Source organism: Duganella sp. 3397 (assembly GCF_031456625.1).
GTDB classification, from domain to species: Bacteria; Pseudomonadota; Gammaproteobacteria; order Burkholderiales; family Burkholderiaceae_D; genus Rugamonas; species Rugamonas phyllosphaerae.
Map to the genome: position 1 here is coordinate 255,974 of NZ_JAVDVB010000004.1, position 25,768 is coordinate 281,741.

Annotated in this window: 27 protein-coding genes; 20 read left to right on the top strand and 7 right to left on the bottom strand. The window is 64.1% G+C overall.

The features are described 5' to 3' along the window. Window positions 1–77: 77 nt before the first annotated feature. The 15 genes from paaA to J2X54_RS13980 all read left to right on the top strand — a co-directional run bounded on the left by paaA (window position 78) and on the right by J2X54_RS13980 (window position 13,228). Window positions 78–1,067, top strand: a complete 990-nt coding sequence (paaA, locus tag J2X54_RS13910) for a 1,2-phenylacetyl-CoA epoxidase subunit PaaA (protein ID WP_070251267.1) — start codon at window positions 78–80, stop codon at window positions 1,065–1,067. Beyond that, window positions 1,064–1,372 carry a 1,2-phenylacetyl-CoA epoxidase subunit PaaB gene (gene paaB / locus J2X54_RS13915; RefSeq protein WP_070251268.1) on the top strand — a complete coding sequence of 103 codons (309 nt, stop codon included), beginning with the start codon at window positions 1,064–1,066 and terminating at the stop codon, window positions 1,370–1,372. The genes paaA and paaB overlap by 4 nt, the downstream gene beginning before the upstream one ends. 8 nt (window positions 1,373–1,380) lie before the next feature. Then, the gene (paaC, locus tag J2X54_RS13920; RefSeq protein ID WP_310181439.1) at window positions 1,381–2,133 is read left to right on the top strand and encodes a 1,2-phenylacetyl-CoA epoxidase subunit PaaC; all 753 of its coding nucleotides are present in this window, start codon (window positions 1,381–1,383) and stop codon (window positions 2,131–2,133) included. 116 nt (window positions 2,134–2,249) lie between these two features. Next, window positions 2,250–2,792: a 1,2-phenylacetyl-CoA epoxidase subunit PaaD gene (gene paaD, locus J2X54_RS13925; RefSeq protein ID WP_229255470.1), complete on the top strand. Its 543-nt coding sequence runs from the start codon at window positions 2,250–2,252 to the stop codon at window positions 2,790–2,792. 4 nt (window positions 2,793–2,796) lie between these two features. Continuing rightward, entirely contained in the window at window positions 2,797–3,891 is a 1,095-nt protein-coding gene (paaE, locus tag J2X54_RS13930) for a 1,2-phenylacetyl-CoA epoxidase subunit PaaE (protein WP_310181440.1), read from the top strand. A gap of 12 nt (window positions 3,892–3,903) precedes the next feature. Then, entirely contained in the window at window positions 3,904–4,710 is an 807-nt protein-coding gene (gene paaG / locus J2X54_RS13935; RefSeq protein ID WP_310181442.1) for a 2-(1,2-epoxy-1,2-dihydrophenyl)acetyl-CoA isomerase PaaG, read from the top strand. Between the two features lies 1 nt (window position 4,711). Further along, window positions 4,712–6,289 (top strand): 3-hydroxyacyl-CoA dehydrogenase, encoded by a 1,578-nt coding sequence (locus J2X54_RS13940; RefSeq protein WP_310181443.1) that lies wholly within the window; start codon window positions 4,712–4,714, stop codon window positions 6,287–6,289. After that, a complete protein-coding gene (paaI, locus tag J2X54_RS13945; protein ID WP_310181444.1) occupies window positions 6,282–6,731 on the top strand; it encodes a hydroxyphenylacetyl-CoA thioesterase PaaI in 450 nt (149 codons plus the stop codon). Before J2X54_RS13940 ends, paaI begins: the two co-directional genes overlap by 8 nt. A gap of 9 nt (window positions 6,732–6,740) precedes the next feature. After that, the gene (gene paaK, locus J2X54_RS13950; RefSeq protein WP_310181445.1) at window positions 6,741–8,072 is read left to right on the top strand and encodes a phenylacetate--CoA ligase PaaK; all 1,332 of its coding nucleotides are present in this window, start codon (window positions 6,741–6,743) and stop codon (window positions 8,070–8,072) included. 10 nt (window positions 8,073–8,082) lie between these two features. Beyond that, entirely contained in the window at window positions 8,083–9,297 is a 1,215-nt protein-coding gene (gene pcaF, locus J2X54_RS13955) for a 3-oxoadipyl-CoA thiolase (RefSeq protein WP_310181447.1), read from the top strand. A 1-nt stretch (window position 9,298) separates the two neighbouring features. Next, the gene (gene paaY, locus J2X54_RS13960; protein WP_310181449.1) at window positions 9,299–9,910 is read left to right on the top strand and encodes a phenylacetic acid degradation protein PaaY; all 612 of its coding nucleotides are present in this window, start codon (window positions 9,299–9,301) and stop codon (window positions 9,908–9,910) included. Between the two features lie 19 nt (window positions 9,911–9,929). Further along, window positions 9,930–11,975, top strand: a complete 2,046-nt coding sequence (gene paaZ, locus J2X54_RS13965) for a phenylacetic acid degradation bifunctional protein PaaZ (protein WP_310181450.1) — start codon at window positions 9,930–9,932, stop codon at window positions 11,973–11,975. A 79-nt stretch (window positions 11,976–12,054) separates the two neighbouring features. Then, the gene (locus J2X54_RS13970) at window positions 12,055–12,318 is read left to right on the top strand and encodes a hypothetical protein (RefSeq protein WP_310181452.1); all 264 of its coding nucleotides are present in this window, start codon (window positions 12,055–12,057) and stop codon (window positions 12,316–12,318) included. After that, complete coding sequence (locus J2X54_RS13975; RefSeq protein ID WP_310181453.1) at window positions 12,309–12,710, top strand: hypothetical protein; 402 nt, start codon at window positions 12,309–12,311, stop codon at window positions 12,708–12,710. The genes J2X54_RS13970 and J2X54_RS13975 overlap by 10 nt, the downstream gene beginning before the upstream one ends. Before the next feature lie 89 nt (window positions 12,711–12,799). Continuing rightward, window positions 12,800–13,228 (top strand): hypothetical protein, encoded by a 429-nt coding sequence (locus J2X54_RS13980; protein ID WP_310181454.1) that lies wholly within the window; start codon window positions 12,800–12,802, stop codon window positions 13,226–13,228. A gap of 121 nt (window positions 13,229–13,349) precedes the next feature. Here the strand turns inward: J2X54_RS13980 and J2X54_RS13985 are convergent, their stop codons facing one another. Beyond that, window positions 13,350–14,573 (bottom strand): Xaa-Pro peptidase family protein, encoded by a 1,224-nt coding sequence (locus J2X54_RS13985; RefSeq protein ID WP_310181455.1) that lies wholly within the window; start codon window positions 14,571–14,573, stop codon window positions 13,350–13,352. Between the two features lie 111 nt (window positions 14,574–14,684). Between J2X54_RS13985 and J2X54_RS13990 the strand changes: the two genes are divergently transcribed. Continuing rightward, a complete protein-coding gene (locus J2X54_RS13990) occupies window positions 14,685–16,343 on the top strand; it encodes an S-layer protein (RefSeq protein WP_310181457.1) in 1,659 nt (552 codons plus the stop codon). A 10-nt stretch (window positions 16,344–16,353) separates the two neighbouring features. Here J2X54_RS13990 and J2X54_RS13995 read toward each other — a convergent pair whose 3' ends face one another. Both J2X54_RS13995 and J2X54_RS14000 read right to left on the bottom strand, forming a co-directional pair. Beyond that, the gene (locus J2X54_RS13995) at window positions 16,354–18,174 is read right to left on the bottom strand and encodes a M4 family metallopeptidase (RefSeq protein WP_310181459.1); all 1,821 of its coding nucleotides are present in this window, start codon (window positions 18,172–18,174) and stop codon (window positions 16,354–16,356) included. A gap of 228 nt (window positions 18,175–18,402) precedes the next feature. Continuing rightward, window positions 18,403–20,958, bottom strand: coding sequence for a M4 family metallopeptidase (locus J2X54_RS14000; RefSeq protein ID WP_310181460.1), 2,556 nt, complete (start codon window positions 20,956–20,958; stop codon window positions 18,403–18,405). A 302-nt stretch (window positions 20,959–21,260) separates the two neighbouring features. Between J2X54_RS14000 and J2X54_RS14005 the strand changes: the two genes are divergently transcribed. The 3 genes from J2X54_RS14005 (at window position 21,261) to J2X54_RS14015 (ending at window position 22,569) form a co-directional block, all read left to right on the top strand. Then, window positions 21,261–21,917: a hypothetical protein gene (locus J2X54_RS14005; RefSeq protein WP_310181461.1), complete on the top strand. Its 657-nt coding sequence runs from the start codon at window positions 21,261–21,263 to the stop codon at window positions 21,915–21,917. Window positions 21,918–22,016: 99 nt separating this feature from the next. Further along, window positions 22,017–22,304, top strand: coding sequence for a type II toxin-antitoxin system prevent-host-death family antitoxin (locus J2X54_RS14010; RefSeq protein WP_310181462.1), 288 nt, complete (start codon window positions 22,017–22,019; stop codon window positions 22,302–22,304). Next, window positions 22,267–22,569 (top strand): Txe/YoeB family addiction module toxin, encoded by a 303-nt coding sequence (locus J2X54_RS14015; RefSeq protein WP_310181463.1) that lies wholly within the window; start codon window positions 22,267–22,269, stop codon window positions 22,567–22,569. The genes J2X54_RS14010 and J2X54_RS14015 overlap by 38 nt, the downstream gene beginning before the upstream one ends. 65 nt (window positions 22,570–22,634) lie before the next feature. On the opposite strand, the gene argH is transcribed toward J2X54_RS14015, so the two are convergent. Both argH and J2X54_RS14025 read right to left on the bottom strand, forming a co-directional pair. After that, window positions 22,635–24,029: an argininosuccinate lyase gene (gene argH / locus J2X54_RS14020; RefSeq protein WP_310181465.1), complete on the bottom strand. Its 1,395-nt coding sequence runs from the start codon at window positions 24,027–24,029 to the stop codon at window positions 22,635–22,637. Window positions 24,030–24,148: 119 nt separating this feature from the next. After that, complete coding sequence (locus J2X54_RS14025) at window positions 24,149–24,715, bottom strand: hypothetical protein (protein WP_310181466.1); 567 nt, start codon at window positions 24,713–24,715, stop codon at window positions 24,149–24,151. Window positions 24,716–24,810: 95 nt separating this feature from the next. On the opposite strand from J2X54_RS14025, the gene J2X54_RS14030 reads away from it, so the two are divergent. After that, complete coding sequence (locus J2X54_RS14030) at window positions 24,811–25,245, top strand: GNAT family N-acetyltransferase (RefSeq protein WP_404990914.1); 435 nt, start codon at window positions 24,811–24,813, stop codon at window positions 25,243–25,245. A gap of 44 nt (window positions 25,246–25,289) precedes the next feature. On the opposite strand, the gene J2X54_RS14035 is transcribed toward J2X54_RS14030, so the two are convergent. Then, entirely contained in the window at window positions 25,290–25,499 is a 210-nt protein-coding gene (locus J2X54_RS14035) for a hypothetical protein (protein WP_070251308.1), read from the bottom strand. Further along, window positions 25,492–25,725: a colicin E3/pyocin S6 family cytotoxin gene (locus J2X54_RS25745; protein ID WP_071651682.1), complete on the bottom strand. Its 234-nt coding sequence runs from the start codon at window positions 25,723–25,725 to the stop codon at window positions 25,492–25,494. Before J2X54_RS25745 ends, J2X54_RS14035 begins: the two co-directional genes overlap by 8 nt. Window positions 25,726–25,768 lie beyond the last annotated feature (43 nt).

Genomic DNA, 25,768 nt, shown 5'->3' on the forward strand with positions numbered 1-25,768 from the left:
ATGACTCAAAAAACCGGTAGCGTAAACGAATTGTGTATCGTATTATGGGTTCAACCGAGGTCAAACGAGGAGACAGCATGTACGCCCAACAAGTAGAGACCGGCTTGAGCACGGTCCGCACCACCGCCGACATGGCCGACGACGAGCGCGCCTTCCAGGCCCGCATCGACGCCGGCGTGCGCATCGAGGCCAAGGACTGGATGCCCGACGCCTACCGCAAGACTTTGATCCGCCAGATTTCGCAGCATGCCCATTCGGAAATCGTCGGCCAGCTACCGGAAGGCAATTGGGTTACGCGCGCGCCCACGCTCAAGCGCAAGTCGATCCTGCTGGCCAAGATCCAGGATGAAGCCGGCCACGGCCTGTACCTGTACAGCGCCGCCGAAACCCTGGGCGTCAGCCGCGACGAGCTGCTCGCTGCCCTGCACAGTGGCAAGGCCAAGTATTCGAGCATCTTCAATTACCCCACGCTGTCGTGGGCCGACATGGGCGCGATCGGCTGGCTGGTCGACGGCTCGGCCATCATCAACCAGATCCCGCTGTGCCGCTGCTCGTACGGTCCGTATGCGCGCGCCATGGTCCGCGTGTGCAAGGAAGAGTCGTTCCATGCGCGCCAGGGCTACGACATCATGCTGGCGCTGGCGCGCGGCACGGCCGAACAAAAGGCCATGGCGCAGGATGCACTGAACCGCTGGTGGTGGCCGTCGCTGATGATGTTCGGCCCGTCGGACGCCGAGTCGGTCAACAGCGCGCAATCGGCGCAGTGGCGCATCAAGCTGTTTTCCAACGACGAGTTGCGCCAGCGCATGGTCGATCAAACCGTGCCGCAGGCCGAGTTCCTGGGCCTGACCGTGCCCGACCCCGACCTGCGCTTCAACGCCGAGACCGGCCACTACGAATTCGGCGCCATTGACTGGGCCGAATTTCACAACGTCCTCAAGGGCAATGGCCCGTGCAACCGCGAGCGCCTGCGCACCCGTGTCCAGGCCTGGGAGGAGGGCGCCTGGTTCCGCGAGGCCCTGGTGGCGCACGCCGACAAACACGCAGCAGTGAAGGAAGTCGCATGAGCACGCAACTGAGTACCCAAACCAGCAAAGAGTGGCCGCTGTGGGAAGTTTTCATCCGCAGCCAGCACGGCCTGGCGCACAAGCACGTGGGCAGCCTGCATGCGCCCGACGCCGAAATGGCGGTCAACAATGCGCGCGACGTGTACACGCGCCGCAACGAGGGCGTGAGCATCTGGGTGGTGCGCGCGGCCGACATCGTCGCCAGCAGCCCGTCCGACAAGGGCGCCCTGTTCGAGCCGGCCAACAGCAAGGTCTATCGCCACCCCACCTTCTTCCCGATGCCGGAAGAAGTGAAAAACCTGTGAGGCCATCGATGGATGCCAAAGTAAACTACCTGCTGCGCCTGGGCGACAACGCCCTGATCCTGAGCCAGCAACTGAGCCGCCTGTGCGGCAAAGGGCCGGCGCTGGAAGAAGACATGGCGCTGTCGAACGTGGCGCTCGACCTGCTGGGGCAAACCCGCCTGTGGTACGAATACGCGGCCGAGCTGGAGGGCGCGGGCCGCGACGAAGACCGCCTGGCATACCACCGCGACGCCCACGACTTCAAGAACTGCCTGCTGCTCGAACAACCGAACGGTAACTACGCCGACACCATGATGCGGCAGTTCTACTTCGACACCTGGCACTACTTCCTGATCGCCGGCCTCACGCACAGCAGCGACGAGCGCATCGCCGCCATCGCCGAAAAGTCCTTGAAGGAAGTGACGTACCACCTGCGCCGCAGCGGTGACCTGGTGGTGCGCATGGGCGACGGCACCGATATCAGCCACGCCAAAACCCAGGCCGCCGCCGATGCGCTGTGGATGTACAGCGGCGAAGTATTCGGCTACGACGCCGTCGACCAGGCCATGGTGGAAGCCGGCATCGCCCCGCCAGCGGACCAACTGCGCACGCAGTGGCTTTCGCACGTGGCGGAGATTTTTGCCGAAGCCACGCTGGTGATGCCGCCGCAGGACGCCTGGATGCAGAGCGGCGGCAAGCAGGGACGCCATACCGAGCACCTGGGGTTCATCCTGGCCGAGATGCAGTTCTTGCAGCGCGCGTATCCGAATGCGCAGTGGTGAGGGGGCGTATGAAAGCGACGAAGACGGTTCTTTCTCCCGCCAACCTTCAATCCGTCATTCCCGCGCAGGCGGGAATCCATACTGAGCGTCCCATCACGCGGTCCATGGATCCCCGCATGCGCGAGGATGACGGATCTGAAGATGGAGGCTTCGACGAGGAGCAGGTGGCCGGCTGGCTCGCACAAATCCCCGACCCCGAAATCCCCGCCATCAGCATCACCGACCTGGGCATCGTGCGCGGCGTGCGCGTGGCCGACGACGGCGCCTGTCACGTCACGATCACGCCCACCTACAGCGGCTGCCCCGCCATGCAGGTGATCGGCGACGCCATTAGCGACGCCCTGCATGGGCGTGGCGTGCTTGAGGTGGTGCTGCACACCCAGCTTGCTCCCGCCTGGACCACCGACTGGATGACGGACGCCGGCAAGCAAAAGCTGCGCAACTACGGCATCGCGCCGCCGGCCGAACAGGTGATCGACATCAGCCGCCTGGGCCCTGCATCAGCAATTTCGCGCAAGGCGCCAAAGCTCGGTATCGCCTGTCCCAACTGCGGCTCCACCCATACCGAAGTCACCAGCCAGTTCGGCTCCACGCCGTGCAAGGCTCTCTACAAGTGCCTGGACTGCCGCGAACCGTTCGATTACTTCAAGTGTCATTGAGATCATGAGCCAATTCCATCCCCTGACCGTCTCCCAGGTGCGCCACGAAACGCGCGACACCATCGCCGTCACCTTCGCCGTGCCGCCCGCGCTGCGGGCCAGCTACGCCTACCAGCAGGGCCAGCACCTGACCTTGCGCGCGCACATCGACGGCGAAGACGTGCGCCGGTCGTACTCGATCTGCTCGGCCGTGCAGGACGACACGCTGCGGGTTGCCATCAAGCGCACCCAGGGCGGGCTGTTTTCGTCCTGGGCCGTGGATCACCTGCAGCCCGGCGCCGTGCTCGACGTGATGCCGCCGTCGGGTCACTTCAACGTGCCGCTCGATGCCGCCAACCGCAAGCACTACCTGGCCTTTGCGGCTGGCAGCGGCATCACGCCCATCCTGTCGATCATCAAGACCACGCTGGCGTTCGAGCCGCACAGCCGTTTCACGCTCTTTTACGGCAACCGCGCCAGCTCTTCGGTGATCTTCCGCGAGGAACTCTCCGACCTCAAAGATGTCTATCTTGACCGCCTGCGCATCGCCTACGTGATGAGCCGCGAGCAGCAGGACATCGACCTGTTCAACGGCCGCATCACGCAGGACAAGTGCACCGAATTCCTGCGCTACTGGGCGCGGGTGGACGACGTCGACGTCGCCTTCATCTGCGGGCCGGAAGACATGATGCTGGGCGTCTCGGCGGCGTTGCAGGCAGCTGGCATGCCGAAGGAGGCGATCAAGGTCGAACTGTTTTTAGCCACCGGCGCTACCGGCGCCAACGGTCCGCGCAAAGCCAGGGCCCACGCGGCGATGGAAACCGGCGCGCACCAGAACACCGAAGTGACCGTGATCATGGACGGCAGCGCCACCAGCTTCACCATGGCGCAGGACCAGGAGTCGCTGCTCGACGCCGGCCTGCGCGCCGGTATCGACATGCGCTACTCGTGCAAGGGCGGCGTGTGCTCCACCTGCCGCTGCAAGCTGGTCGAAGGCCAGGTGGACATGGACATCAATTACGCGCTGGAAGACTACGAGGTGGCGCGCGGCTTTGTACTGAGCTGCCAGAGCTTCCCCATCACCGGCAAGGTGGTGCTCGACTTCGACCAGGCCGAATAACCAGGAGACAGCATGAACGCCAAAGACTATCAAAACATCGTGTTCGGGATCGACGCCGGGGTGGCCACGCTCACCCTCAACCGCCCCGATAAACTCAACAGCTTCACCCAGGCCATGCACGAGGAGGTGCGCGACGCCCTGCGCAAGGTTGGCGCCGACAAGAGCGTGCGGGTACTGGTGCTCACCGGCGCCGGGCGCGGTTTTTGCGCTGGCCAGGACCTGTCCGACCGCGCCGTATCGAATGCCCCCGGCACCCGTCCGGTGGACCTGGGCGACTCGGTGGAAAAGAACTACGCGCCGCTGGTGCTGGCGCTGCGCGCCTTGCCGATGCCGGTGATCTGCGCGGTCAACGGCGTGGCGGCCGGCGCCGGCGCCAACCTGGCGCTGGCCTGCGACATCGTGCTGGCGGCCACTTCGGCCTCGTTCGTGGAAGTGTTCTGCAAGCTTGGGCTGATCCCGGACACCGGCGGCACGTACTTTTTGCCGCGCCTGATCGGCAGCGCGCGCGCCATGGGACTGGCCATGCTGGGCGAAAAACTCACCGCCGAAAAGGCCGAGCAGTGGGGCCTGATCTGGAAAGCCGTGCCCGACGCCGAGCTGGTCACCGAGACCGACAAGCTGGCGCGCCACTTCGCCAGCGCCCCCACGCAAGGGCTGGCGTTTACCAAGCAGGCCATCCACGCCAGTGCTCATAACACCTTGCAGCAGCAGCTCATGCTCGAATGCACCATGATGAGCGAGCTGGGTGCTACCTCCGACTACCGCGAGGGCGTAGCTGCTTTCATGGAAAAGCGCGTACCGCAATTTACGGGGAAATGACATGACCGCATTGTCTCGAGAACGGGTGGTGGCCGTCATCGGCAGCGGCGCCATGGGCGCCGGCATCGCCCAGGTGGCAGCCGTTGCCGGCTACACCGTCAAGCTGTACGACAGCCGCCCGGAACCGGTGGCCAAGGCCATGTCCGATATCGCGCTGGCCATCAATAAACTGGTGGCCAGACAGCGCATGAGCCCAGTCGATGCCGCCGCTTCTCTGGCCCGGCTGCAACCGTCACTGACGCTGGACGAACTGGCCGCCACCAAACCGGGCCTGGTGGTGGAAGCGATCGTCGAAAACCTCGACGCCAAGCGCGCCCTGTTTGCGCAGCTGGAAAACCTGGTGGGCGACGACTGCATCCTGGCCACCAACACCTCGTCGATCTCGGTCACGGCGATTGGCGCTCAACTGCGCGTGCCGGGCCGGCTGGTGGGCATGCACTTCTTTAACCCGGTGCCGCTGATGGCGCTGGTGGAAGTGGTCGAAGGCCTGGCCACCGACAGCGCGGTGGCGCAGACCGTGTACGACACGGCCGCCGCCTGGGGCAAGAGCCCGGTGCACGCGCGCTCCACGCCCGGCTTCATCGTCAACCGGGTGGCGCGCCCGTACTATGCGGAGGGCTGGCGCCTGCTGGCCGAAGGCGCGGCCGACGCGGCCACCATCGACGCGGTGCTGCGCGAGGCCGGCGGTTTCCGCATGGGCCCATTCGAGCTGATGGACCTGATCGGCCATGATGTCAATTTCGCGGTGACGCAGTCGGTGTTCGAAGCCTACTTCAACGATCCACGCTTTACGCCGTCGGTCTTGCAGCAGGAGCTGGTCAACGCCGGCTTCCTCGGTCGCAAGACCAGCCGCGGCTGTTACCGCTACGGCGATGGCGCGGTGAACGCACCGGCGCAGGCCGAGGCGCCGCAGCCCATCCCTGCATATGTCAGCTACACCCGTGACGCAGCTGCGCTGGCAGCGGCCACGCACCCGCATGGCGGCGCCGTGACCGACGCGCTGGCGGCGCGCCTGCGCACCGCCGGCATCGACGTGGCCCATCGCAAGGTGGAAAAGAGCGTGGACGACGCACCGGCCTTCCACTGCAACGGGGCCGCCGTGTATCTCACCGACGGCCGCAGCGCCACCCAGCGCGCCGCCGACAACCAGCACTCCGATACCGTGCTGGTGGACCTGGCCTTCGACTACGCCAGCGCTACCCGCATCGCCGTCGCCTGCGCCGACCAGTGCGCACCCGAGGCTTACCTGTCCGTGGTGGGCCTGCTGCAAGCGGCGGGTCTCACCGTCACCCGGCTCGACGACGTACCTGGCATGGCGGTCATGCGCACCGTGGCCATGCTGGCCAACGAGGCGGCCGATGCCGTCAACCAGGGCGTGTGCGATGCGGCAGGCGCCGACCTGGCCATGCAGAAGGGCGTCAACTATCCACGCGGGCCATTGGCCTGGGCCGACGCCATCGGCGTGGGCCATGTCGTCACGGTACTGAACCACCTGGCCGCCAGCTACGGCGAAGACCGCTATCGCGTGTCGCCGCTGCTGCGGCGCAAGCACGCTTCAGGAGCAACCATCCATGCATGAGACGTTGAATGATCTGACTGCGCAGGCACTGGCCGAGAAGGTGGCGGCCGCCATGTATGCGCGCGACCCTGCCTCGCAAGGGCTGGGCATCACGCTCGATGGCGTCGGTCCCGGCCACGCCACCATGTCGATGACGATCCGCGCCGACATGCTCAATGGCCACGGCAGCTGCCACGGCGGTTTCATTTTTACCCTGGCCGACAGCGCGTTTGCGTTTGCCTGCAACAGCTACAACCTCACCACCGTGGGCGCAGCCTGCACCATCGATTACCTGGCGCCGGGCCGGCCGGGCGACGTGCTCACCGCCACCGCGCGCGAACAGGCGCTGGCGGGCAAGAGCGGCGTGTATGACGTCGGGGTGATCAACCAGGAAGGCCGCACGGTTGCCCTGTTTCGCGGCAAATCGCTGCGCGTGGGCGGCCACGTGCTGGCATCAACTTAGGGAGCAGGCATGGTACAACGCACACCCGAACCATCGGACCTGGAGCCGATCGAACGCGCCAGCCGCGACGAACTGCAGGCGCTGCAACTGCAACGGATGCAGTGGACGCTGCAACACGCGTACGACAACGTGCCGCACTACCGCCAGGCGTTCGATGCGGCCGGCGTTCATCCGGGCGACCTGAAATCGCTGGCCGACCTCGCCAAATTTCCGTTCACCGGCAAGAAGGAACTGCGCGAGAACTACCCGTTCGGCATGTTTGCCGTACCGCGCGAGGAGGTGGTGCGGGTACACGCCTCGAGCGGCACCACCGGCAAGCCCACCGTGGTCGGCTACACCCGGAACGACATCGACACCTGGGCCAACGTGGTGGCGCGCTCGATCCGCGCGGCCGGTGGCCGGCGTGGCGACATGGTGCATATCTCCTATGGCTACGGCCTGTTTACCGGCGGCCTGGGCGCACACTACGGCGCCGAGCGGCTCGGCTGCACGGTGGTGCCGATGTCGGGCGGCCAGACCGAGCGCCAGGTGCAGTTGATCGAGGACTTCAAGCCATCGATCATCATGGTCACGCCGTCGTACATGCTCAACATCATCGAGGAATACCAGCGGCAAGGGCTCGACCCCGCCGCCAGTTCGCTCAAGGTCGGCATCTTCGGCGCCGAGCCGTGGACCGACGCCATGCGCCGCGAAATCGAGCAGCGCGCCGGCATCGACGCGGTGGACATCTATGGTCTGTCCGAGGTGATGGGCCCTGGTGTGGCCAGCGAATGCATCGAGAGCAAGGATGGCCCGGTGATCTGGGAAGACCATTTTTACCCGGAGATCATCGACCCCGACACCGGCGAGGTGCTGCCCGACGGCGCGGAGGGCGAACTGGTATTCACCTCGCTGACCAAGGAGGCGCTGCCCATCATCCGCTACCGCACGCGCGACCTCACCCGGCTGCTGCCGCCAACGTCGAGAGCCATGCGCCGCATCGGCAAGATCACCGGCCGCTCGGACGACATGCTGATCATCCGTGGTGTGAATGTATTCCCGTCGCAGATCGAGGAACTGATCCTGAAAATGCCGCTGCTCGCGCCCCAGTACCAGCTGATCATCAAGCGCGACGGCCACCTGGACCAGCTGGAGGTGCTGGCCGAACTGCGCCCGGAGGCCGGCAATATGCTCGCCGGCGACAACGTAGCCCTGGCCCAGCAGTTGGCAAATGAGCTGGAAATCCGCATCAAGACCAACGTGGGCGTTTCGACCAAGGTCCGGCTGGTTGCACCCAACGGCATCGAACGCACGCTGACCGGCAAGGCCCGTCGCGTGGTCGATCAACGCCCCAGGCAGTAAAGGACACGACATGACTGACAACTCCGCATACATCTGCGACGCCATCCGCACCCCGTTCGGCCGCTACGGCGGCGCCCTGGCCCACGTGCGCACCGACGACCTGGCAGCGCTGCCGATCGCCGCGCTGATCGCCCGCAACCCGTCAGTGGACTGGGCCAGGGTGGACGACGTGTACTACGGCTGCGCCAACCAGGCCGGCGAAGACAACCGCAACGTGGGCCGTATGGCCGCGCTGCTGGCCGGCCTGCCGGTCGAGGTCCCGGCCAGCACCATCAACCGCCTGTGCGGCTCCAGCCTGGACGCGGTGGGCAGCGCCGCGCGCGCCATCCGTGCGGGCGAAGCGCACCTGGTCATCGCCGGCGGCGTGGAGAGCATGACGCGCGCGCCATTCGTGATGGGCAAGGCCGACAGCGCCTTTTCGCGGACCGCCAAAATCGAAGACACCACGCTGGGCTGGCGCTTCGTCAACCCGCGCATGAAGGAGCAATACGGCATCGACAGCATGCCCGAGACGGCCGAAAACGTCGCGCAGCAGTTCGACATCAGCCGCGCGGACCAGGACGCATTTGCGCTGCGCAGCCAGCAACGCTGGGCCGCTGCCAGCGCGGCAGGCATATTCCGAGACGAGATCGTACCGGTGGTGCTGCCGCAAAAAAAGGGTGATCCAAAAATCTTCGACACCGACGAGCACCCGCGCCCGGACACCACCATCGAGACGCTGGCAAAACTCAAGGGCGTGGTGCGTGCAGACGGCACCGTTACCGCCGGCAATGCCTCGGGCGTCAACGACGGCGCCTGCGCCATCCTGCTGGCGTCGCACACTGCCGCCGAACAGTACGGCCTGCGCAAGCGCGCCCGCGTGCTGGGCATGGCCACCGCCGGCCTGGCGCCGCGCATCATGGGCTTCGGTCCGTCGCCGGCTTCGCGCAAGGTGCTCGCGCTGGTGGGCCTCACCATCGACCAGATGGACGTGATCGAGTTGAACGAGGCGTTTGCCGCGCAAGGGCTGGCCGTCACGCGCGACCTGGGCCTGGCCGACGATGCTGCCCACGTCAACCCCAACGGCGGCGCGATCGCCATCGGCCATCCGCTGGGCGCCTCGGGCGCGCGGCTGGTGCTGGCCGCTCTCACGCAGCTCGAACGCACCGGTGGCCGCTACGCACTGTGCACCATGTGCATTGGCGTGGGGCAGGGCATTGCGGTGATCATCGAGCGGGTGGGCTGACATGGTCAAGGTCTATGAAATCAACGGCTTCACGCCGGTGGTGCACCCCACCGCGTACGTCCATCCCAGCGCGGTATTGATCGGCGACGTCATCGTTGGTCCGCGCTGCTACGTCGGCCCGCTGGCCGCGCTGCGCGGCGACTTCGGGCGACTGATCCTGGAAGAGGGCGCCAACCTGCAGGACACCTGCGTGATGCACGGCTTTCCCGGCGCCGACACGGTGGTGGGCGTCGATGGCCACATCGGCCACGGCGCCGTGCTGCATGGCTGCCGCATCGGCCGCAATGCCCTGGTGGGCATGAACAGCGTGGTGATGGACAACGCCGTGATCGGCGCCGAGTCGATTGTCGCAGCGATGAGCTTTGTGCGCGCTGGCATGGAGATACCGGAACGCAGCCTGGTGGTCGGCACGCCGGCCAAGGTGGTGCGGCCGCTGCGCGACGACGAAATCGCCTGGAAGACCACCGGCACCGGCCATTACCACGAGCTGGCGGTGCGCTCGATGAACACCATGCGCGAGGTGGAAGCGCTGACCGAAGTAGAGGCCGAACGTCCGCGCCTCGAATGGGACAGCGCCTTGCCACTGCATCTGCACAAGAACGCTTCGGCGTGACGAATAGAGGAGACCCTAGATGATTCCAACCCTGCAAAGCCTGATCGGCGGCCGCTGGATCGGCCGCGAGGCAGCAACGCCGCTGCACAATGCCCTCACCGGCGGGCTGATTTACCACACCCACGCAGACGCCATCGACTTCGGCGAAGCAGTCCACTATGCGCGCAAGACCGGCGTGCCGGCGCTGATGAAACTCGACTTCCAGCAGCGCGCCGCCATCCTCAAGGCGCTGGCGCTGTACCTGGTCGAGCGCAAGGAAGAGTTGTACGCGATCTCGCACCTCACCGGCGCCACCCGCGCCGACAGCTGGGTCGATATCGAAGGCGGCACCGGCACCCTGTTTGCCTACGCCAGCATGGGCGGGCGCGAGCTGCCGTCGTCCAACGTGCTGCACGAAGGCCCGGCCATGGCACTCGGTAAAAACGGCGGCTTTGCCGGCACCCACATCCTGGTGCCGCGCGGCGGCGTGGCGGTGCACATCAACGCCTTCAACTTCCCGATCTGGGGTTTGCTGGAAAAATTCGCCCCCAGCTTCCTGGCCGCCATGCCGTGCATCGGCAAGCCGGCCACGGCGACCAGCTATCTGACCGAAGCCGTGGTGCGCATGATTCACGAGTCGGGCCTGTTGCCAGAAGGCGCGCTGCAACTGGTCATCGGCAGCACCGGTGACCTGCTCGACCGCCTCGAAGGTTTCGATGCTGTCACCTTCACCGGCTCGGCCGACACGGCCGCCAAGCTGCGCGTGAACCGCAACCTCGTCGCCCACTCGGTGCCGTTTACGGCCGAAGCGGACTCGCTCAACTGCGCCATCCTGGCGCCCGACGTCACGCCCGACGATCCCGAGTTCGACCTGTTCGTCAAGGAAGTGGCGCGCGAGATGACCGGCAAGGCGGGGCAGAAGTGCACGGCGATTCGGCGCATCATCGTGCCCGAGGCAATGGTCGATGCGGTGGGCACGCGTCTGCGCGAGCGCCTGGCCAAGGTGAGCGTGGGCGACCCGTCCGTGGAGGGTGTGCGCATGGGCGCACTGGCCTCGAAAGACCAGCAGCGCGACGTCGGTGAACGCCTGGCGCTGCTCGCGCAGGGCAACGAGGTGTTGTTCGGTGAGCGCGACGGTTTCAATCCGGTGGGCGACGGCGTGGCCGATGGCGCGTTTTTTGCGCCGACCCTGCTGCTGTGCCGCGACGGCATGGCCAACGACGCCGTGCACGACGTCGAGGCGTTCGGCCCGGTGAGCACCATCATCAGCTACCACGGCATCGACCAGGCGCTGGCGCTGGCTGCGCGCGGCAAGGGCTCGCTGGTCTCCACCCTGGTAACCAGGGAGCCGGCGATCGCCGCCTACGCGGTGCCGATGGCCGCCGCGTCACACGGCCGGGTGCTGATCCTGGAACGCGAAGCGGCAGTGGACTCCACCGGCCACGGCTCACCACTGCCGCAGTTGAAGCACGGCGGCCCTGGGCGCGCCGGCGGCGGCGAAGAACTGGGTGGCATCCGCGCGGTGCGCCACTTCCTGCAACGGGCAGCGGTGCAGGGTTCGCCCACCATGCTGGCGGCGGTGACCGGAGAATACGTGCGCGGCGCGCGGGTGCAGGAGAGCGAAGTGCACCCGTTCCGCAAGTACTTCGAAGAGCTGCACATCGGCGACTCGCTGCTCACGCACCGGCGCACGGTCAGCGAAGCGGACATCGTCAACTTCGGCGGCGTTTCGGGCGATTATTTTTACATGCACTTCGACGATATCGCCGCCAAAGACACCCAGTTCGGCCAGCGCATCGCCCACGGCTACTTCGTGCTGTCGGCCGCCGCCGGCCTGTTCGTCTCGCCGGCGCCGGGACCGGTGCTGGCCAACTATGGCCTCGACAACCTGCGCTTCGTGGCGCCGGTAGCCATCGGCGACACCATCCGCGCCCGCCTCACCTGCAAACGCAAGGTAGACCGCAACCGCACCGACGACAAGGGCGTGGGGCAGGGCGTGGTGGCGTGGGACGTGCAGGTCACCAACCAGCACGACGAACTGGTGGCCAGTTACGACATCCTGACCCTGGTGATGAAGCGTCACTGACTTGCCGCACACACACCACATGCTGGGCTGCGCATAGTGTTATACACTGGCTGCACCTGATAACTGGCAGGAGGGTGTGATGGCTGAGTCCGACATTGAATTGGCTGACCGCGAGCTGGAAATGTTGCAGTCGTTCGCCATGGCACGTGGCATCGATTCCGCCGGCATGACACGCCGGCAGTTGCTGGAGACTATTACCAGCGCGGCCGGTGCTTCAGCCGGCGCGGAGAGTTCCCGGCGCTTGGCGGCCATCATGAGCGTTCACGGCATGTGGAAAGGCGATCCTGACAAACCACGCGATGCTGTCGAGTATCAAAAAGAAATTCGTGCGGAATGCCCTTAGTTCTGTTCGACTCCAATATCCTGATAGACAATCTCGAAGGCCATGGCGCAGCGGTCATCGAGATCATGAACTACCGGGATGCCACGATCAGCTCGATTAGCTGGGTCGCAATCGCTTGCAAGATGGAACATAATGGCCGTCAGCATTTCAAAGCATTCCTGGCTGGCGTTGGTATCCGCGTTGTACATCCCGACGACGACATCATGGACCGGGCCGCAGTCATCCGTGGCCGCAGCCTGAAAGCGCCCCCAAGTTGCCGCTGCTGGACTGTATTATCCGCGCTACTGCCGAAGCTCACGGGCGTGTGGTCATCACCCGCAATCCCGCCGATTTTGGTGGCGAAGGGCCGATGGTTCGGGTTCCCTATCAAATCATCAACGGCGTGGCCGTGAATATCAAACCGCCGCTTCCATGAGAGCTTAAAGCTTTCCAATTCACCGTCCACCCTGCACAATAGCGCTTTCCCTCAGCAGGCGGCGCCATGGCACTCTTTACCAAGACTCAATTCGTACTCAACCCGCTGGAAAACCCGCGCACCTGGGTGACTTTCGGCGTGGCACTGGCCTGCCTGCTGGCGGTGGGACTGCTGCCGCGCGGGTTCGATTTCGTGGGGATTTTGCGGATTGCCATGCTGGGCGTGGCCGGCTATATCGGCGCTGCTGCCATCGAGCACCTGCCGGTGCGCGGCACGGTGGCCGTGGCCGACAGCACGGCCTTTTTGGCGCGCATCGCCATGTTCGGCTATGTGCCCACCGGCGAATCGGCGCAGGGCCAGGTGTTTACCCACCGCAGCGCCTCGCCGATGCGCCGCATCTACAGCCCGATCGTGGTGGGCCGCACGGTGGGCAGCACCTTCACCGCCACCGTGCCGCTGCGCTTTTACCGCGCAGTGAAAGACCTTAAGGCCTAAAGGGAACCTCGAAAAACCTACTGCGCGATCCGCTATCGCCGCTCCGTTGCTCAGCGTACAGCCGTACGCTTCCGCTACTCGCGACGATAACGAACCGCTCGCTACGGTTTTTCGAGGTTCCCTAAAGGTTCAGGCCAAACGGGTCGTCGATGCTATGCGCCGGCTCGGTAAACCACTTCGGACCACTTTCCGTCATGTAGAAATGGTCCTCGTGGCGCACGCCGAATTCGCCGGGGATGCAGATCATCGGCTCGTTCGAGAAACACATGCCCACGTCGAGCAGCGTCTTGTTGCCGCCGACCAGGTACGGCCATTCGTGGATGTCGAGGCCGATGCCGTGGCCGGTGCGGTGCGGCAGGCCCGGCAGCTTGTAGCCTGGGCCAAAACCATCTTCTTCCAGTGCACGGCGGGCCGCCTGGTCCACCGCTTCGCACGGCACGCCCAGCTGCGCCGCCTCGAACGCCGCCAGCTGCGCCTTCTTCTCGCTGTTCCACACCGACCGCTGACGCTCGCTGATTTCGCCGTACACATAGGTGCGAGTGATGTCGGAGATGTAGTTGTGGAGTTTGCAGCCGGTATCGATCAGCACCGTGTCGCCCGGCTTCAAGGTCTGCACGTAGCTCACACCGTGCGGATAGGCAGTCGCTTCGCCGAACAGCACGATCACGAAGTACGAACCGGAGGCGCCCACCTTGCGGTGCGCACGGTCGATGAACTGTTCCACCTCGGTGGTGCTGATCCCTTCGCGCAGGATCGACGCGGCTGCCACGTGGACGGCCATCGTCATGTCCTTGGCGCGCTGCATCAGCGCGATTTCGTTGGCAGACTTGCGGGTGCGGCAGTGGGCCGTGACCAGGCTGGCGTTTTCCAGCGCATAGCCGTTGGCCAGCGGATGGATGCCGTCGTAGATGAAGAACGCGGCGCTCTCGCAGATGCCGATGCGCGGCGCGGCGCCGGCATCGGGTGCGATACCCATGCGGCCCAGCGTGTCGATGAACAGCTGGTACGGGCTTTCATGCTCTTCCCAGCAGTTGACCGGGCCGTCCACCAGCATGAAGTCCTTGAGCGTACTTTCCTCGAAGGCGGGGGCGATGTATTCGATGGCGCCGCTGGCGGGCAGGATGGCGCCCACCATGCGTTCGCTGGCATGCCACCTGGTGCCGGTGAAGTAGGTGAGGTTGGCGCCGGCGTTGATGTAGATCGCCGCCACGCCCTGTTCGCGCATGAAGGCCTGGGCGCGCGCCACGCGTGCCAGGTGCTCTTCCTTTTCGATCGGAACCGCGCCTGCCGTCATGTCGGATAACGAGGCCAGCGCCTCGTCGATGGTCTTGCCGCCTATTGCCATAGCTATTCCTGCTTGAATTGAATGATGATCCGCGATGATAGCAGCTGTCATCAAGGCGTAACAGGGGGCTGGTATCGTGCCGGCACCATGAACCTACTTTCAGGAATTACAATGCCGCACCTGCCACGCCTGTCCCCACGCTACATGCTCATTCCCGCTGCGATTGCCATCGCCATCGCCTTTGCCGCCTGCGGTGGCAGCGACGACGACACCATCCAGAACAACGTCCCGCCGATTGCCCAGGGCCGCTGGATTGCCGGTGACCTGCACACCCACACCACGCAGTCGGCCGACGCCGATGTGAGCCAGACCCTCGACAAAATCCTCGGCAAGGCCTTCACCAGCTATGGCCTGGACTGGATGGCGGTGACCAACCACCTGCGCGTATCGACCCGCGACGACAAGGGCGTGCTGCTGGCCGCGCCGATCCCGATGGCCACCGGCGTGGAACGCTACGAGATGCCGCGCCTTGCCGCCCTGCAGGCAGGCGGCAGTGTCGGCACCTATGCGGACAAGCTGATCTTCTCCGGTTTCGAGTGGGACATGCCCACCCATGACCATATCGGCATCGGCATCTTCGAGGGCAGCGACAAGTCGGCCGGCGCTCCGCTGGCCGTGAGCACCCGTGGCGTGCGCGAATTCGAGTACCTGTTTACCACCCGCGATGCCGCCATGTTCGACGCCGCCGACCTCACGGCCTGGAAGGCCAAGTACGGCGATACCCGCTACAACAAGACTGGCGACGATGCGCTCAAGGCCATCTCCTGGCTCAAGGACAATTACCCGACCACCAGTTACGCGGTGATCAACCACCCGTCGCGCAACAAGGGCAGCTACACGGTGGAAGACTTCCGCCGCTTCAACGACACCGCGCCCGACATCATGTTCGCCATCGAAGGCATGGTCGGCAACCAGATGGAACCGGACCGTGGCGGCTACACGGCCGCCTACACGGCCGAAAACGCGCCGCTGCGCGCCTACGGCGGCACCGACTACGTGGTGGCCAAGCTGGGCGGCGTGTGGGATGCGCTGCTGGGCGAAGGCCGCCGGGTGTGGAACCTGACCGACTCCGACACCCACTTCAAAATCGTTGGCAGCAACAGCAGCGGCTACTTCCCGGGCGAATACGCCAAGAACTACGTGTTCAACAGCGCCACCGGCACGCCGACCGCGAAAGACCTGCTGCAGGGCCTGCGCTCGGGCAAAATGTTCTCGGTGTACGGCGACCTGGTGAACGCACTGGACTTCAACCTGGCCAGTACCAGCGACCGCAAGGAAATGGGCGGCGAGCTGAAAGTGGCCAGCGGCGAGAAGGTGGTGGTCACCATCCGCTTCAAGAGCCCGGCCAAGAACAACTATGAGAAGCCGGTGGATAGCGGCGCCTCGGCCAGCGTGAAACCGGTGGTGGACCACGTGGACCTGATCGTCGGCGACGTGGGCGCCAAGGCCGCGCAAGGCACCGCCGCCTATGCGGTGGCTACCAATGCCAGCACCCGCGTGGTCAAGCGCTTCACCAGCGCCGACTGGAAGACGGACGCGGATGGTTACAACACCATCACCTATGAAACCACCGCGACCAGGAACCAGTACTTCCGCCTGCGCGGCACCAACCTGGGCACCGACGTGGCCGGCCTGACCCAAGCTGGCGAGCCGCTGGCCGACCAGCGCACCAGCACCGCCGACGCCACCCAGCGCTTCAACGACATCAACGACCGCAACTACCGCAGCCTGTGGTTCTATTCGAACCCGGTGTTCGTCACGGTACGTTGATCGTCCGGCATCACCTGGCCTCGTCGATGTCCGCGCCGACGTTGATGGCGGCGTAGGCGCGCTGCACGGCCAAGGCTTCCTTCGAGCCGGCGCCGTACAGCTCCTGCGCCGCCTCCAGGACCCTGGCGCGCGCCACCGCGTAGTTGGTCGATGACGTGAACTTGGTGCTCAAGGCCCGGAACCAGATGCGGTAGGCCTTGTCGCTGCCGATCCCGGTCATCGCCTGCGGCGACTTCACCAGGTATTTGCTGTGGGCGTCGCTGGCCGGATCGGCGTTCGAGCCCTGCGCCAGGAAGTAGAACATGCGGTTATTCGGCCCGCTCGAATAATGCACGTCGAGTTGCCTGAGCGACGTGCTCCACGCGTCCACGCTCTTGCCATCGAGGCTGGGCTTGATCATGTAGCGCAGCGGCTTCTTGTCGCGGCTGATCTCCTGGCCCACCATCCAGTCGTTGCCCTTGTCGGGAATCGCCGCGCCGGTGCCGCCCGCGCGCGCGTACGCTTCCACCATTTCGCCGCCGATGTCCAAGTGCGACTCGTTGAGGCCGCCCGATTCGCCCGAATACACCAGGTCCGCCGTGGCGGCGGTGACGCCGTGCGACATCTCGTGGCCGATCACGTCGATCGATCCCAGGATGTAGAAATACGTGCCGCCGTCGCCGATGAACATGCACTTGCAGCGGTCGTCGTAAAAGGCGTTGTCGTACTCGCGGTCGATGTGGACGGCGATGTGGGTGGCGGTGTTGTTGCCATCGAGGGACTGCCAACCGAGCACGTTGCGGTTGGTGTCGTAGGTGTTCATCAACCCCCAGAAAGCGTTGACGGCGGCGGTCTGGCCGTTGGCGTCGCTGGTGCTGCCGCCGTTGTACTGCTGGCCGTCGCCCCAGGTGTTGCTGGTGTGGGCATAGACGTCGCCGGGATCGGGGTTGACCATCGAGCTGTGATCGGCATTGGTAATCGCCATGCCGCCAAAGCGCCCACCCTTGCCGCGCGTGGCATCGAGCATGCGGAACCGCTTGTCGTTCTGCGACGTGGACAGCGCCACCACGCCGTTGTATTGGCTGTTTCCTGTACCCGTTTCCGTGGCCGTTTGCAGCGCCTGCCACTGGGCGATGATCTCGCCGGTCCTGGCGTCGACGATGGTGTCGTGGTACACCGGCTGCTGGTCCTTGACCATGCGCGTCTTGACGTAATACGCCAGCGCGTAGCGCTGCACCACTTCGTGCACATCGAGCGCATTGAGTTCGGCTTCGGGCTTGGTGGCTGCTGCCGCCGTGCGCGCGGTGGCGACGACCGGGTAGAGCAGCAGTTCGGCAACCGGTTGCCAGCGGTGTTCGATCTTGGGCATCCCTTCGCGCACCGAGCGGATCGCCACGGTAATGGCCTGCTGCGGCGAGAGCGTCGGTTTCAGGTCGGCCGGTGCAGGAGCAGCAGCCGTGCCCTCGGCGCCGCCGGCGGCCGGGCTTTGCGCGCCGGGCCGGCGGTCGCTCACCGAAGCGCTGACGATGGCGCCGGCGCGGTCGGTCACCACCACCGCTTCCGATCCGAACACGCGCAAGCCCTGGTAAGTGTGCTGCACGCGCGAGATTTTCTGGCCTTCGGCGCCCGGGTGGTGCGCGGCCAGGCGGAAGCTGTACTGGGGCGCGGTCAGCGTGCGCGTTGTGGCGCTGGCCTGGTCGAGGGTGGCCAGGCGCGCCAGCAGACTGGCGCTTTCCTGCGCCGAGGGCGGCGCCACCGGCCCGCCCATCATGGTGGGCGACAGCGGCTGGGCCGATGCCGATGCCGCAGTGGCCAGCGTGGAGAGTAGCAACAGAGACGTGTGCAGATTCATCGTATCCTCCTGAACCCTGATGACGATTCCGGCGTGCATCGGATGATGGCGCCGAGTCCGCCTGAGCGGACAGTCCACGCTAGAACGACGGGGAGGAGGGGGTACTGTGGCAGATCAAGTTGCCGTAACCGGGAACCCCGGTCACTACCCGTTTCGATAAGTCACCTCTACCGAATGGGGTCGGACCCCGTACGGGGTCCGACCCCGCACGGGTTTGCGGGTTGAGGCTTACTGCGCCACCAAACTGACCTTATCGATCACGAACGACGTCTGCTGCCACGAATCCTCGGTCGCCATGAACGACAACGTTACCGTTTGCCCCCTATACGCGGACAGGTCGAAGGTGCGCACCTGGTAGCCGTCGGCAGCGTTGGCGTTCGAATACGTGGCCAGCGTGCCCAGCACCGCGCCCGAACTGCTCTTGACTGCCACCACCAGCCGGTCGTAGGTGGCCCGGCCGATTTCATCGGTATCGATGTGCAGCGCAAAGCTCAGCTTGGCGCTGGCAGCCGACGACGGAATGGTCACGCTCTGGGTCAGCGTCTCGGTGGTCCGCTTGCCGTTGCCGCCCAGCCAGGCAAAGCGCTGGCCTTCGAACGGCGCCTGGCCGCTGAAGCTGCCGATGGCGGTGGTGCTGCCGGCCCAGCCCGTGGTACCCGCTTCGAAGCCGCCGTTGGTGATCCGTTCGCCGCCGCTGCCTGCGGTGACCACCGTCAGCGTGGCTTCGCCCGAGGTGGCGGTCTTGGCCGGTGACGACGCGTCGCGTACCTGCGCCGTGAACACGGCGCCGTTATCGGCCTGCGTGGCCGTGAGCGAATAAGTGGGGCCGGTGGCGCCCGCGATCAGCGTGCCGTTGCGGTACCAGGTGTAGGTGTACGGCGGCGTGCCGCCGCTGGCCGCCACGCTGAACGAGGCGGTGGCGCCCACGGTGACCGCCACGCTGGCCGGCTGGGTGGCGATGCTGACGCCGCCGCTGCTGCCGGCCTCGTCTATGTCGGCGCCCACGTTGATCGCGGCATAGGCGCGCTGCACGGCGATCGCTTCCTTCGAGCTGGCGCCGTACAGTTCCTGCGCCACCTGCAACACCTTGGCGCGGGCGTCGGCATAGTTGGTGCTTGACGTGAACTTGGTGGTGAGCGCCTTGAACCAGATCCGGTACGCCTTGTCGTTGCCGATGCCGGTCATCGCGGCCGGGCTCCTGGTCAGATACTGGCTGTTGTAGTCACCGGACTCGGCTTTGGAGCCTTGCGACAGGAAGTAGAACATCCGGTTGTTGGGGCCGCTGGAATAGTGAACGTCGATGTTCTTCAGGTTGGTGCTCCAGGCGTCCGGGCTGCGGCCGTCCTTGCTGGGCTTGTACAAGTAGCGCAGCGGCTGGCCATCGCGGGCGATTTCCTTGCCGGTCATCCAGTCGTTGCCGCTGGCCGGGATCACGGTGCCGGTGCCGCCGGCGCGCGCGTACGCTTCCACCATGTCGCCGCCGATGTCCGAGTGCGATTCGTTGAGGCCGCCAGATTCGCCGGCATACACCAGGTTGGACGTGGCGTCGGTAATGCCGTGCGACATTTCATGGCCGATCACGTCGATCGAACCGAGGTTGTAGAAATACTGGCCGCCGTCGCCGATGAACATGCACTTGCAGCCCGAGTCGTAGAAGGCGTTGTCGTAGGCATTGTCCACGTGGACCGCGATATAGGTCGCGGTGTTGTTGCCGTCGAGTGACTGCCAGCCGAGCACGTTCTTGTTGGTGTCGTAGGTGTTCATCAGGCCCCACAACGCGTTGACGGCGGCGGTCTGGCCGTTGGCGTTGGTGGTGCTGCCGCCGGGAATGTACTGCTTGCCGTCGCCCCAGGTGTTGGTGCTGTTGGTGTACACGTTGCCGGGGCTGGGGTTTTGCTGCGAGCTATGGTTGGCGTTGGTAATGGCCATGCCGCCGAACTTGCCGCCGGTGCCGCGCGTGGTGTCGAGCATCTGGAAATTGCTGCCGTTCTGGCTGGTGCTGATCGGCACGGCGCCGTTGTACTGGCTGTTGCCGGTGCCCACCACGGTTTGCAGTGCCTGCCACTGGGCCAGCACGTCGCCGGTCCTGGCGTCGATGATGGTGTCGTGGTAGACCGGCTTGCGATCGACGATCATGCGCGTTTGCACATAGTAAGCCAGGGCGTAGCGCTGCACCACGTCCTGCAGGTCGAGCGCGTTGAGTTCGTCTTCGGATTTGTCGGCGGCCTCGGCCGTGCGCACGGAGGTCATCACCGGGTAGATCAGCAGCTCGGCGGTCGGCGGCCAGCGGTGCTCACCGGTGGGGGCGACTTTTTTGGCCACGCGGGCAATCGCGGCATCGGCGTTGAAGGCGGGCTTGATGTTATCGAGTGGCGTGGCTTGCGGGCCTGCCAGGGCCACCGTACGGTCGGGGTTGCTGTCCTGCGCCACGTTGGCGTCCAGGCCGGCGCGCTTGTCGGCCACCGACAGGCTGACGATGTTGCCGCCGCCATCGGTCACCACCACCTCTTCGGAGCCGAACACCCGCAGGTCCTTGTAGGTGTGGTGCACGCGCGTGATCTTCTGGCCGTCCACGCCGGGATGCTGGTTGGCGAGGCGGAAGCTGTTGTCGCTGCCGAGGCCGCGTTGAGTGTCGCGTTGTGCCAGCGTGGCCAGCAGCGATTGGTCCTGTAGCGTGGCGGTTACGGCTGGAGTCGCAACCGGAGCTGCAGCCGAGGCGGGCGTCGTGACCATCAGCGGCATGGCGGCGATGGAGGCGGCTAGCAGGGTCTTACGTAAGTTCATCTCTTCTCCCAATGGTGACACGGCGACGTGATGCCGACCGGAATGGCGACACTATTCCGCTTGCCATCGGCAAGTCAAAAAACATCGAAAATGGGTCTGGCAAGAAAGAAATGGCTCAGATGAGTCATCGCATAGCGCCTTTACCTAAAGGCGAACTCTGCAATTTAGGGGGGCCGCGATGCAACACTCTGAACAATATTTCCGTGAAAATCGCACGATTGTTACCGGTACGAATTACACTGTTTGAAGCCGGACGAGACGATAGCAGTCCGCCGGCCATCTACAGAGCGTGGGGATAGTTAATGTTGTCGATTGCGACTAAAGTTGAACGTATCGTGCGGGAGTCGGCCTTTCTGACGGAAGGGCTGAAGCGGGGACTGATCAACCTGTCGGAGCTGGCGCGGCAGTTGCAGCCGCAGCTCGAAAGTGATTTATGGAAGCCGGTCGGGCAAGCGGCCGTGGTGACGGCCTTGCGCCGCCTGGCCGAGCGGCTGCCGGAACCACCGGAAGGGAACATCGTGCTGGTGCAAAAGACCGGCGAGCTCACCACGCGCACCGAACTGACCGAGTACACGTTCCGCCACAGCGACACCATCCACGAGTGCCACCGCAAGCTGCTGGCCGCAACCGGGCCGCTGCGCGGCGCGTTCCTGACAGTCACGCGCGGGGTCAACGAGGTGATGGTGATTTGCAGCCGCACCTTGGCGCCGCTGGTGGAAGCGGCTTTCGAGGGTGAGCAATTGCTGGCCCGGCTGGACGACCTGAACGCGCTGACCTTGCACCTGGCGCCGGCGGCAAGCCGCGAACCGGGCACCTATCAAGCCATCCTCAGGCAGCTGGCCTGGGACCGCGTCAACCTGGTCAACATGATCTGCACCAATACCGAGCTGACGGTGCTGCTCGAGCAAGACCAGACCGGGCCGGCGTTTTCCACGCTGGCCCGGTTCAAGCGGCACTGAAAAACCGCCTGAATCGCGCGTATACACATTGTACCGAAATATGTACAATGTATTTGGCCGAATCTGGCGGCGTAACCAAGACGATGAAAGGTCATTTGGATGAACATCTTAACTTTTAGCGAGGCGCGAGCCGGGCTGAAAGCTGTGATGGACGATGTGTGCACCGATCACAGCCCGACGGTCATTACTCGCCAAGGCGGCGAGGCGGTTGTCATGTTGTCGCTGGCGGATTTCAATAGCATCGAGGAAACGCTATACCTCCTTGGCTCACCGAAAAACGCTGGCAGGTTGCTGGAATCGTACGAACAGCTCAAAGCCGGCAAAGCCCGAATCAGGGAGCTGGACCGGAATGAAAAGCCAAAAAGCAAGCAACAAAGAGCACGCTAGAAAAATCGATGTCGGATTCACTGAGCTTGGCTTGGAAGACTTCCAGCACTGGAGGGAAAGTGACCCGAAAATTTTCGAAAAATTGAATGTCTTGATCGACGCCTGCATTGCGGATCCCTTCAAGGGCATAGGCAAGCCGGAGCCGCTCAAGGGCAATCTGAGCGGACTGTGGTCACGCCGTATCGACCGCGCGCATCGGTTGGTGTACAGGATGGAGGCGGGCATCGTGTACGTCGTGCAGTGCCGCTTCCATTACAACGACTAAGAGCGCTCCAGGTTTCACTTCATCAGGTCAGTCGATGCGTGAACGGCATCGACTGAAGAGCCAGATCAGGACAACTGCGAGCGCACGCGGGCAATCGCCTTGCGCACCTGGTTCGGTGCGGTGCCGCCGACGTGGTCGCGTGCGGCAACCGAACCTTCCAGCGTCAGTACGGCAAACACGTCGTCGCCGATCAGCGGCGAGTACGCGCGCAGCTGCTCGAGCGACATTTCCGACAGGTCGATCTTCAAATCGTCGCAGGCGCGCACGGCGTGCGCCACGGCTTCGTGGGCATCGCGGAACGGCAGGCCCTTTTTGACCAGGTAGTCGGCCAGGTCGGTGGCGGTGGCGTAGCCTTGCAGCGCGGCGGCGCGCATATTGTCGGGCTTGACGGTGATGCCGCCGGCCATGTCGGCAAAGATGCGCAGCGTATCGACCAGGGTATCGACGGTGTCGAACAGCGGTTCCTTGTCTTCCTGGTTGTCCTTGTTGTAGGCCAGCGGCTGGCCTTTCATCAGGGTGAGCAGGCCGGTCAGGTGGCCGTACACGCGGCCGGTCTTGCCACGCGCCAGTTCCGGGACGTCCGGATTTTTCTTTTGCGGCATGATCGACGAGCCGGTGCAGAAGCGGTCGGCGATGTCGATGAAGCCGACCCGTGGGCTCATCCAGATGATCAGTTCTTCCGACATGCGCGACACGTGCATCATGATCAGCGCAGCCGCTGCAGTGAACTCGATGGCGAAGTCGCGGTCGGAGACGGCGTCGAGCGAGTTGTGGCAGACGTCGTCGAAGCCCAGCGTGGCGGCCACGCGCAGGCGGTCGATCGGGAACGTGGTGCCGGCCAGGGCGGCGGCGCCCAGCGGCAGGCGATTGACGCGCTTGCGGCAATCCTGCATGCGCTCGACATCGCGGCCGAACATTTCCACGTACGCCAGCATGTGGTGGCCGAACGTGATCGGCTGCGCCACCTGCATGTGGGTAAAGCCCGGCATGATGGTGTCGGCATTTTTCTCGGCCAGGTCGGTCAGCGCGCCGCGCAGGGCGTTCAGCAGCACCACCACGTCGTCGATGGCCGAGCGCACGTACAGGCGGATGTCGGTGGCGACCTGGTCGTTACGCGACCGGCCCGTGTGCAGGCGTTTGCCGGCGTCACCGACCAGTTCGGTCAGGCGCTTTTCGATATTCAGGTGCACGTCTTCCAGGTCCAGCAGCCATTCGAACTTGCCGGCTTCGATCTCGGACAAGATCTGCGCCATGCCGCGCTCGATCTCGGCGCGGTCGGCCGCGCTGATGATGCCCTGGGCTGACAACATCTCGGCGTGGGCCAGCGAGCCCTCGATATCGGCCTTGGCCAGGCGGTTGTCAAAGAAGACCGACGCGGTATAGCGCTTGACCAGGTCGGAAACAGGTTCGTTGAAGCGGGCCGACCAGGCTTCGCTTTTTTTGGAGAATTGATCAGTCATGATGGTTTTCTGAAGAGGTGCACTGAGGAGCCGTGAAGCGGGGCGGTAAAAAGTCAGCGGTGATTATAAACCGCTTACTGCACAAAAATATGTCAACATTGCCGACTTTGCCATGCTAATCATGGCTTGGTGGCCATATTTTGGCTCACTGCTTCCCACGTCGCGTGCCATTCCGAAACCTCGATGCACCGCCAGCGGATCAGCGTTCGAATGCTTTGCTGACGTTGCGGCAGGGGCTCGGCAAGGATAGGTTCATGATGGGCGATGCGGTTACGGAACTTGCTCAATGAATCGAGATCGAGATAGATGGCCTGTCGGTTGAGGGCCGCGCTGTAGGCCGCAGGCAGGTTGGGAAACGCATGTCTGATATTGGCATCCCATACGCGCACTTGGTAGCGGCTGGTAAAAGCGTGGCACCAAAAGGCAAATTTAATTTTTGCAATCACCTTGCCGGTTGCGCCTTTGACCATCCTGGCACGTGCGCGGCGCAATTCATCCTGCGGCTTGAAGTGCGATCCACGCGGATTTGGAAGGCTGTGTTCAAAGGTAGGATTCCACGGCCATTCTGCGCCGTAGGTCGCCGTGAGTGCTGCATCAACGCCGTTTCTTACCGCGACCTCGCAGACATGGAGCGATGCAAAGAATGCCGCCGAAGTCAGCGCGTGCCAGCTATATTTGCATATCAAGCACTTGGTACCTATGGTTGGTTGGACTCGGCTAGCAGAGAAGGGTTCCAATTGCCTAAAACCATGTCAATATCGCTGTTTTCGCTAGGCTCGCCATGACTACTTTGAAAATATGCACCGACCGGACTGCGCTGGATCTTGACTTGGTGTACCGTTTTTTGAGTGAACAGTCCAGCTGGGCTAGGGGGCTGCCACGTCCCGTATTCGATCGGGCGGTGGCCAACTCCTTGTGCTTCGGCGCTTATACCAACGGCGGCCAGATCGGTTTTGCGCGCGTGGTGACCGACGGCGCAACTTTCGCTAATCTGGTCGATGTATTCGTGCTGCCGGCGTATCGCGGCCATGGTTATAGCAAGCGCCTGATGGAAGCCGTGCTGGCGCATCCCGACTTGCAGGGACTGCGCCGCTTCACGCTGGCCACGGGCGACGCCCATGGCTTGTACGCACAATTCGGCTTTACCGCGCCATTGGGGCCGGCGTCGTTGATGGAGCGATACTTCCCGGAGATTTATGTCTATCCGTCGAGTTGATCGGCGCCAGGCCCAGCAGTCGTCTGCCACCGCTTCCAGCGGTATCAGGCGATGCTTGGTTTATGGTCGCGTGCATTCAGAATCTCGGGCAGACTTGCAACGTTCTCAACCCAAGATGAGTATTCTTCCCTGGTCATGCCAAGAAATATGTAAAGCGGCACAGAGCCGGGATTATCATGCCACGCGTCGATAAAGTCATCGATGTCCTCAGGCTGCGCGTCACCCGTACGGCACATGTCAATAAAGTTAGACATCTATTCTCCTCCCAGGCACTGGATCTTTGATAAATTTCCCGTTGATCGCATCAATGCTGCCCAAGTGGCGACCTCGTTTATTGAAGACTTCTATGTCGCCGTGCGTGTAGTCCCAAGTATAGAGTTTTGTTCCATCCTTGGAACGCCAACGTCTTTGACCGTCGCGAGCGCCAAGACTGATGCACTCGTCAAGGTACGATGGCTTGGGGATCGGTTTCGGGGACATGCAACTTTAGACTAGCATATCCCCGAAGAAGTTCCATCCTACG

What these genes read in the sequence shown, in the direction of transcription:
- paaA (WP_070251267.1), top strand. Translation starts at nt 78, where the DNA reads ATGTACGCCCAACAAGTAGAGACCGGCTTGAGCACGGTCCGCACCACC.
- paaB (WP_070251268.1), top strand. Translation starts at nt 1,064, where the DNA reads ATGAGCACGCAACTGAGTACCCAAACCAGCAAAGAGTGGCCGCTGTGG.
- paaC (WP_310181439.1), top strand. Translation starts at nt 1,381, where the DNA reads ATGGATGCCAAAGTAAACTACCTGCTGCGCCTGGGCGACAACGCCCTG.
- paaD (WP_229255470.1), top strand. Translation starts at nt 2,250, where the DNA reads ATGCGCGAGGATGACGGATCTGAAGATGGAGGCTTCGACGAGGAGCAG.
- paaE (WP_310181440.1), top strand. Translation starts at nt 2,797, where the DNA reads ATGAGCCAATTCCATCCCCTGACCGTCTCCCAGGTGCGCCACGAAACG.
- paaG (WP_310181442.1), top strand. Translation starts at nt 3,904, where the DNA reads ATGAACGCCAAAGACTATCAAAACATCGTGTTCGGGATCGACGCCGGG.
- J2X54_RS13940 (WP_310181443.1), top strand. Translation starts at nt 4,712, where the DNA reads ATGACCGCATTGTCTCGAGAACGGGTGGTGGCCGTCATCGGCAGCGGC.
- paaI (WP_310181444.1), top strand. Translation starts at nt 6,282, where the DNA reads ATGCATGAGACGTTGAATGATCTGACTGCGCAGGCACTGGCCGAGAAG.
- paaK (WP_310181445.1), top strand. Translation starts at nt 6,741, where the DNA reads ATGGTACAACGCACACCCGAACCATCGGACCTGGAGCCGATCGAACGC.
- pcaF (WP_310181447.1), top strand. Translation starts at nt 8,083, where the DNA reads ATGACTGACAACTCCGCATACATCTGCGACGCCATCCGCACCCCGTTC.
- paaY (WP_310181449.1), top strand. Translation starts at nt 9,299, where the DNA reads ATGGTCAAGGTCTATGAAATCAACGGCTTCACGCCGGTGGTGCACCCC.
- paaZ (WP_310181450.1), top strand. Translation starts at nt 9,930, where the DNA reads ATGATTCCAACCCTGCAAAGCCTGATCGGCGGCCGCTGGATCGGCCGC.
- J2X54_RS13970 (WP_310181452.1), top strand. Translation starts at nt 12,055, where the DNA reads ATGGCTGAGTCCGACATTGAATTGGCTGACCGCGAGCTGGAAATGTTG.
- J2X54_RS13975 (WP_310181453.1), top strand. Translation starts at nt 12,309, where the DNA reads ATGCCCTTAGTTCTGTTCGACTCCAATATCCTGATAGACAATCTCGAA.
- J2X54_RS13980 (WP_310181454.1), top strand. Translation starts at nt 12,800, where the DNA reads ATGGCACTCTTTACCAAGACTCAATTCGTACTCAACCCGCTGGAAAAC.
- J2X54_RS13985 (WP_310181455.1), bottom strand. Translation starts at nt 14,573, where the DNA reads ATGGCAATAGGCGGCAAGACCATCGACGAGGCGCTGGCCTCGTTATCC.
- J2X54_RS13990 (WP_310181457.1), top strand. Translation starts at nt 14,685, where the DNA reads ATGCCGCACCTGCCACGCCTGTCCCCACGCTACATGCTCATTCCCGCT.
- J2X54_RS13995 (WP_310181459.1), bottom strand. Translation starts at nt 18,174, where the DNA reads ATGAATCTGCACACGTCTCTGTTGCTACTCTCCACGCTGGCCACTGCG.
- J2X54_RS14000 (WP_310181460.1), bottom strand. Translation starts at nt 20,958, where the DNA reads ATGAACTTACGTAAGACCCTGCTAGCCGCCTCCATCGCCGCCATGCCG.
- J2X54_RS14005 (WP_310181461.1), top strand. Translation starts at nt 21,261, where the DNA reads ATGTTGTCGATTGCGACTAAAGTTGAACGTATCGTGCGGGAGTCGGCC.
- J2X54_RS14010 (WP_310181462.1), top strand. Translation starts at nt 22,017, where the DNA reads ATGAACATCTTAACTTTTAGCGAGGCGCGAGCCGGGCTGAAAGCTGTG.
- J2X54_RS14015 (WP_310181463.1), top strand. Translation starts at nt 22,267, where the DNA reads ATGAAAAGCCAAAAAGCAAGCAACAAAGAGCACGCTAGAAAAATCGAT.
- argH (WP_310181465.1), bottom strand. Translation starts at nt 24,029, where the DNA reads ATGACTGATCAATTCTCCAAAAAAAGCGAAGCCTGGTCGGCCCGCTTC.
- J2X54_RS14030 (WP_404990914.1), top strand. Translation starts at nt 24,811, where the DNA reads ATGACTACTTTGAAAATATGCACCGACCGGACTGCGCTGGATCTTGAC.
- J2X54_RS14035 (WP_070251308.1), bottom strand. Translation starts at nt 25,499, where the DNA reads ATGTCTAACTTTATTGACATGTGCCGTACGGGTGACGCGCAGCCTGAG.
- J2X54_RS25745 (WP_071651682.1), bottom strand. Translation starts at nt 25,725, where the DNA reads ATGTCCCCGAAACCGATCCCCAAGCCATCGTACCTTGACGAGTGCATC.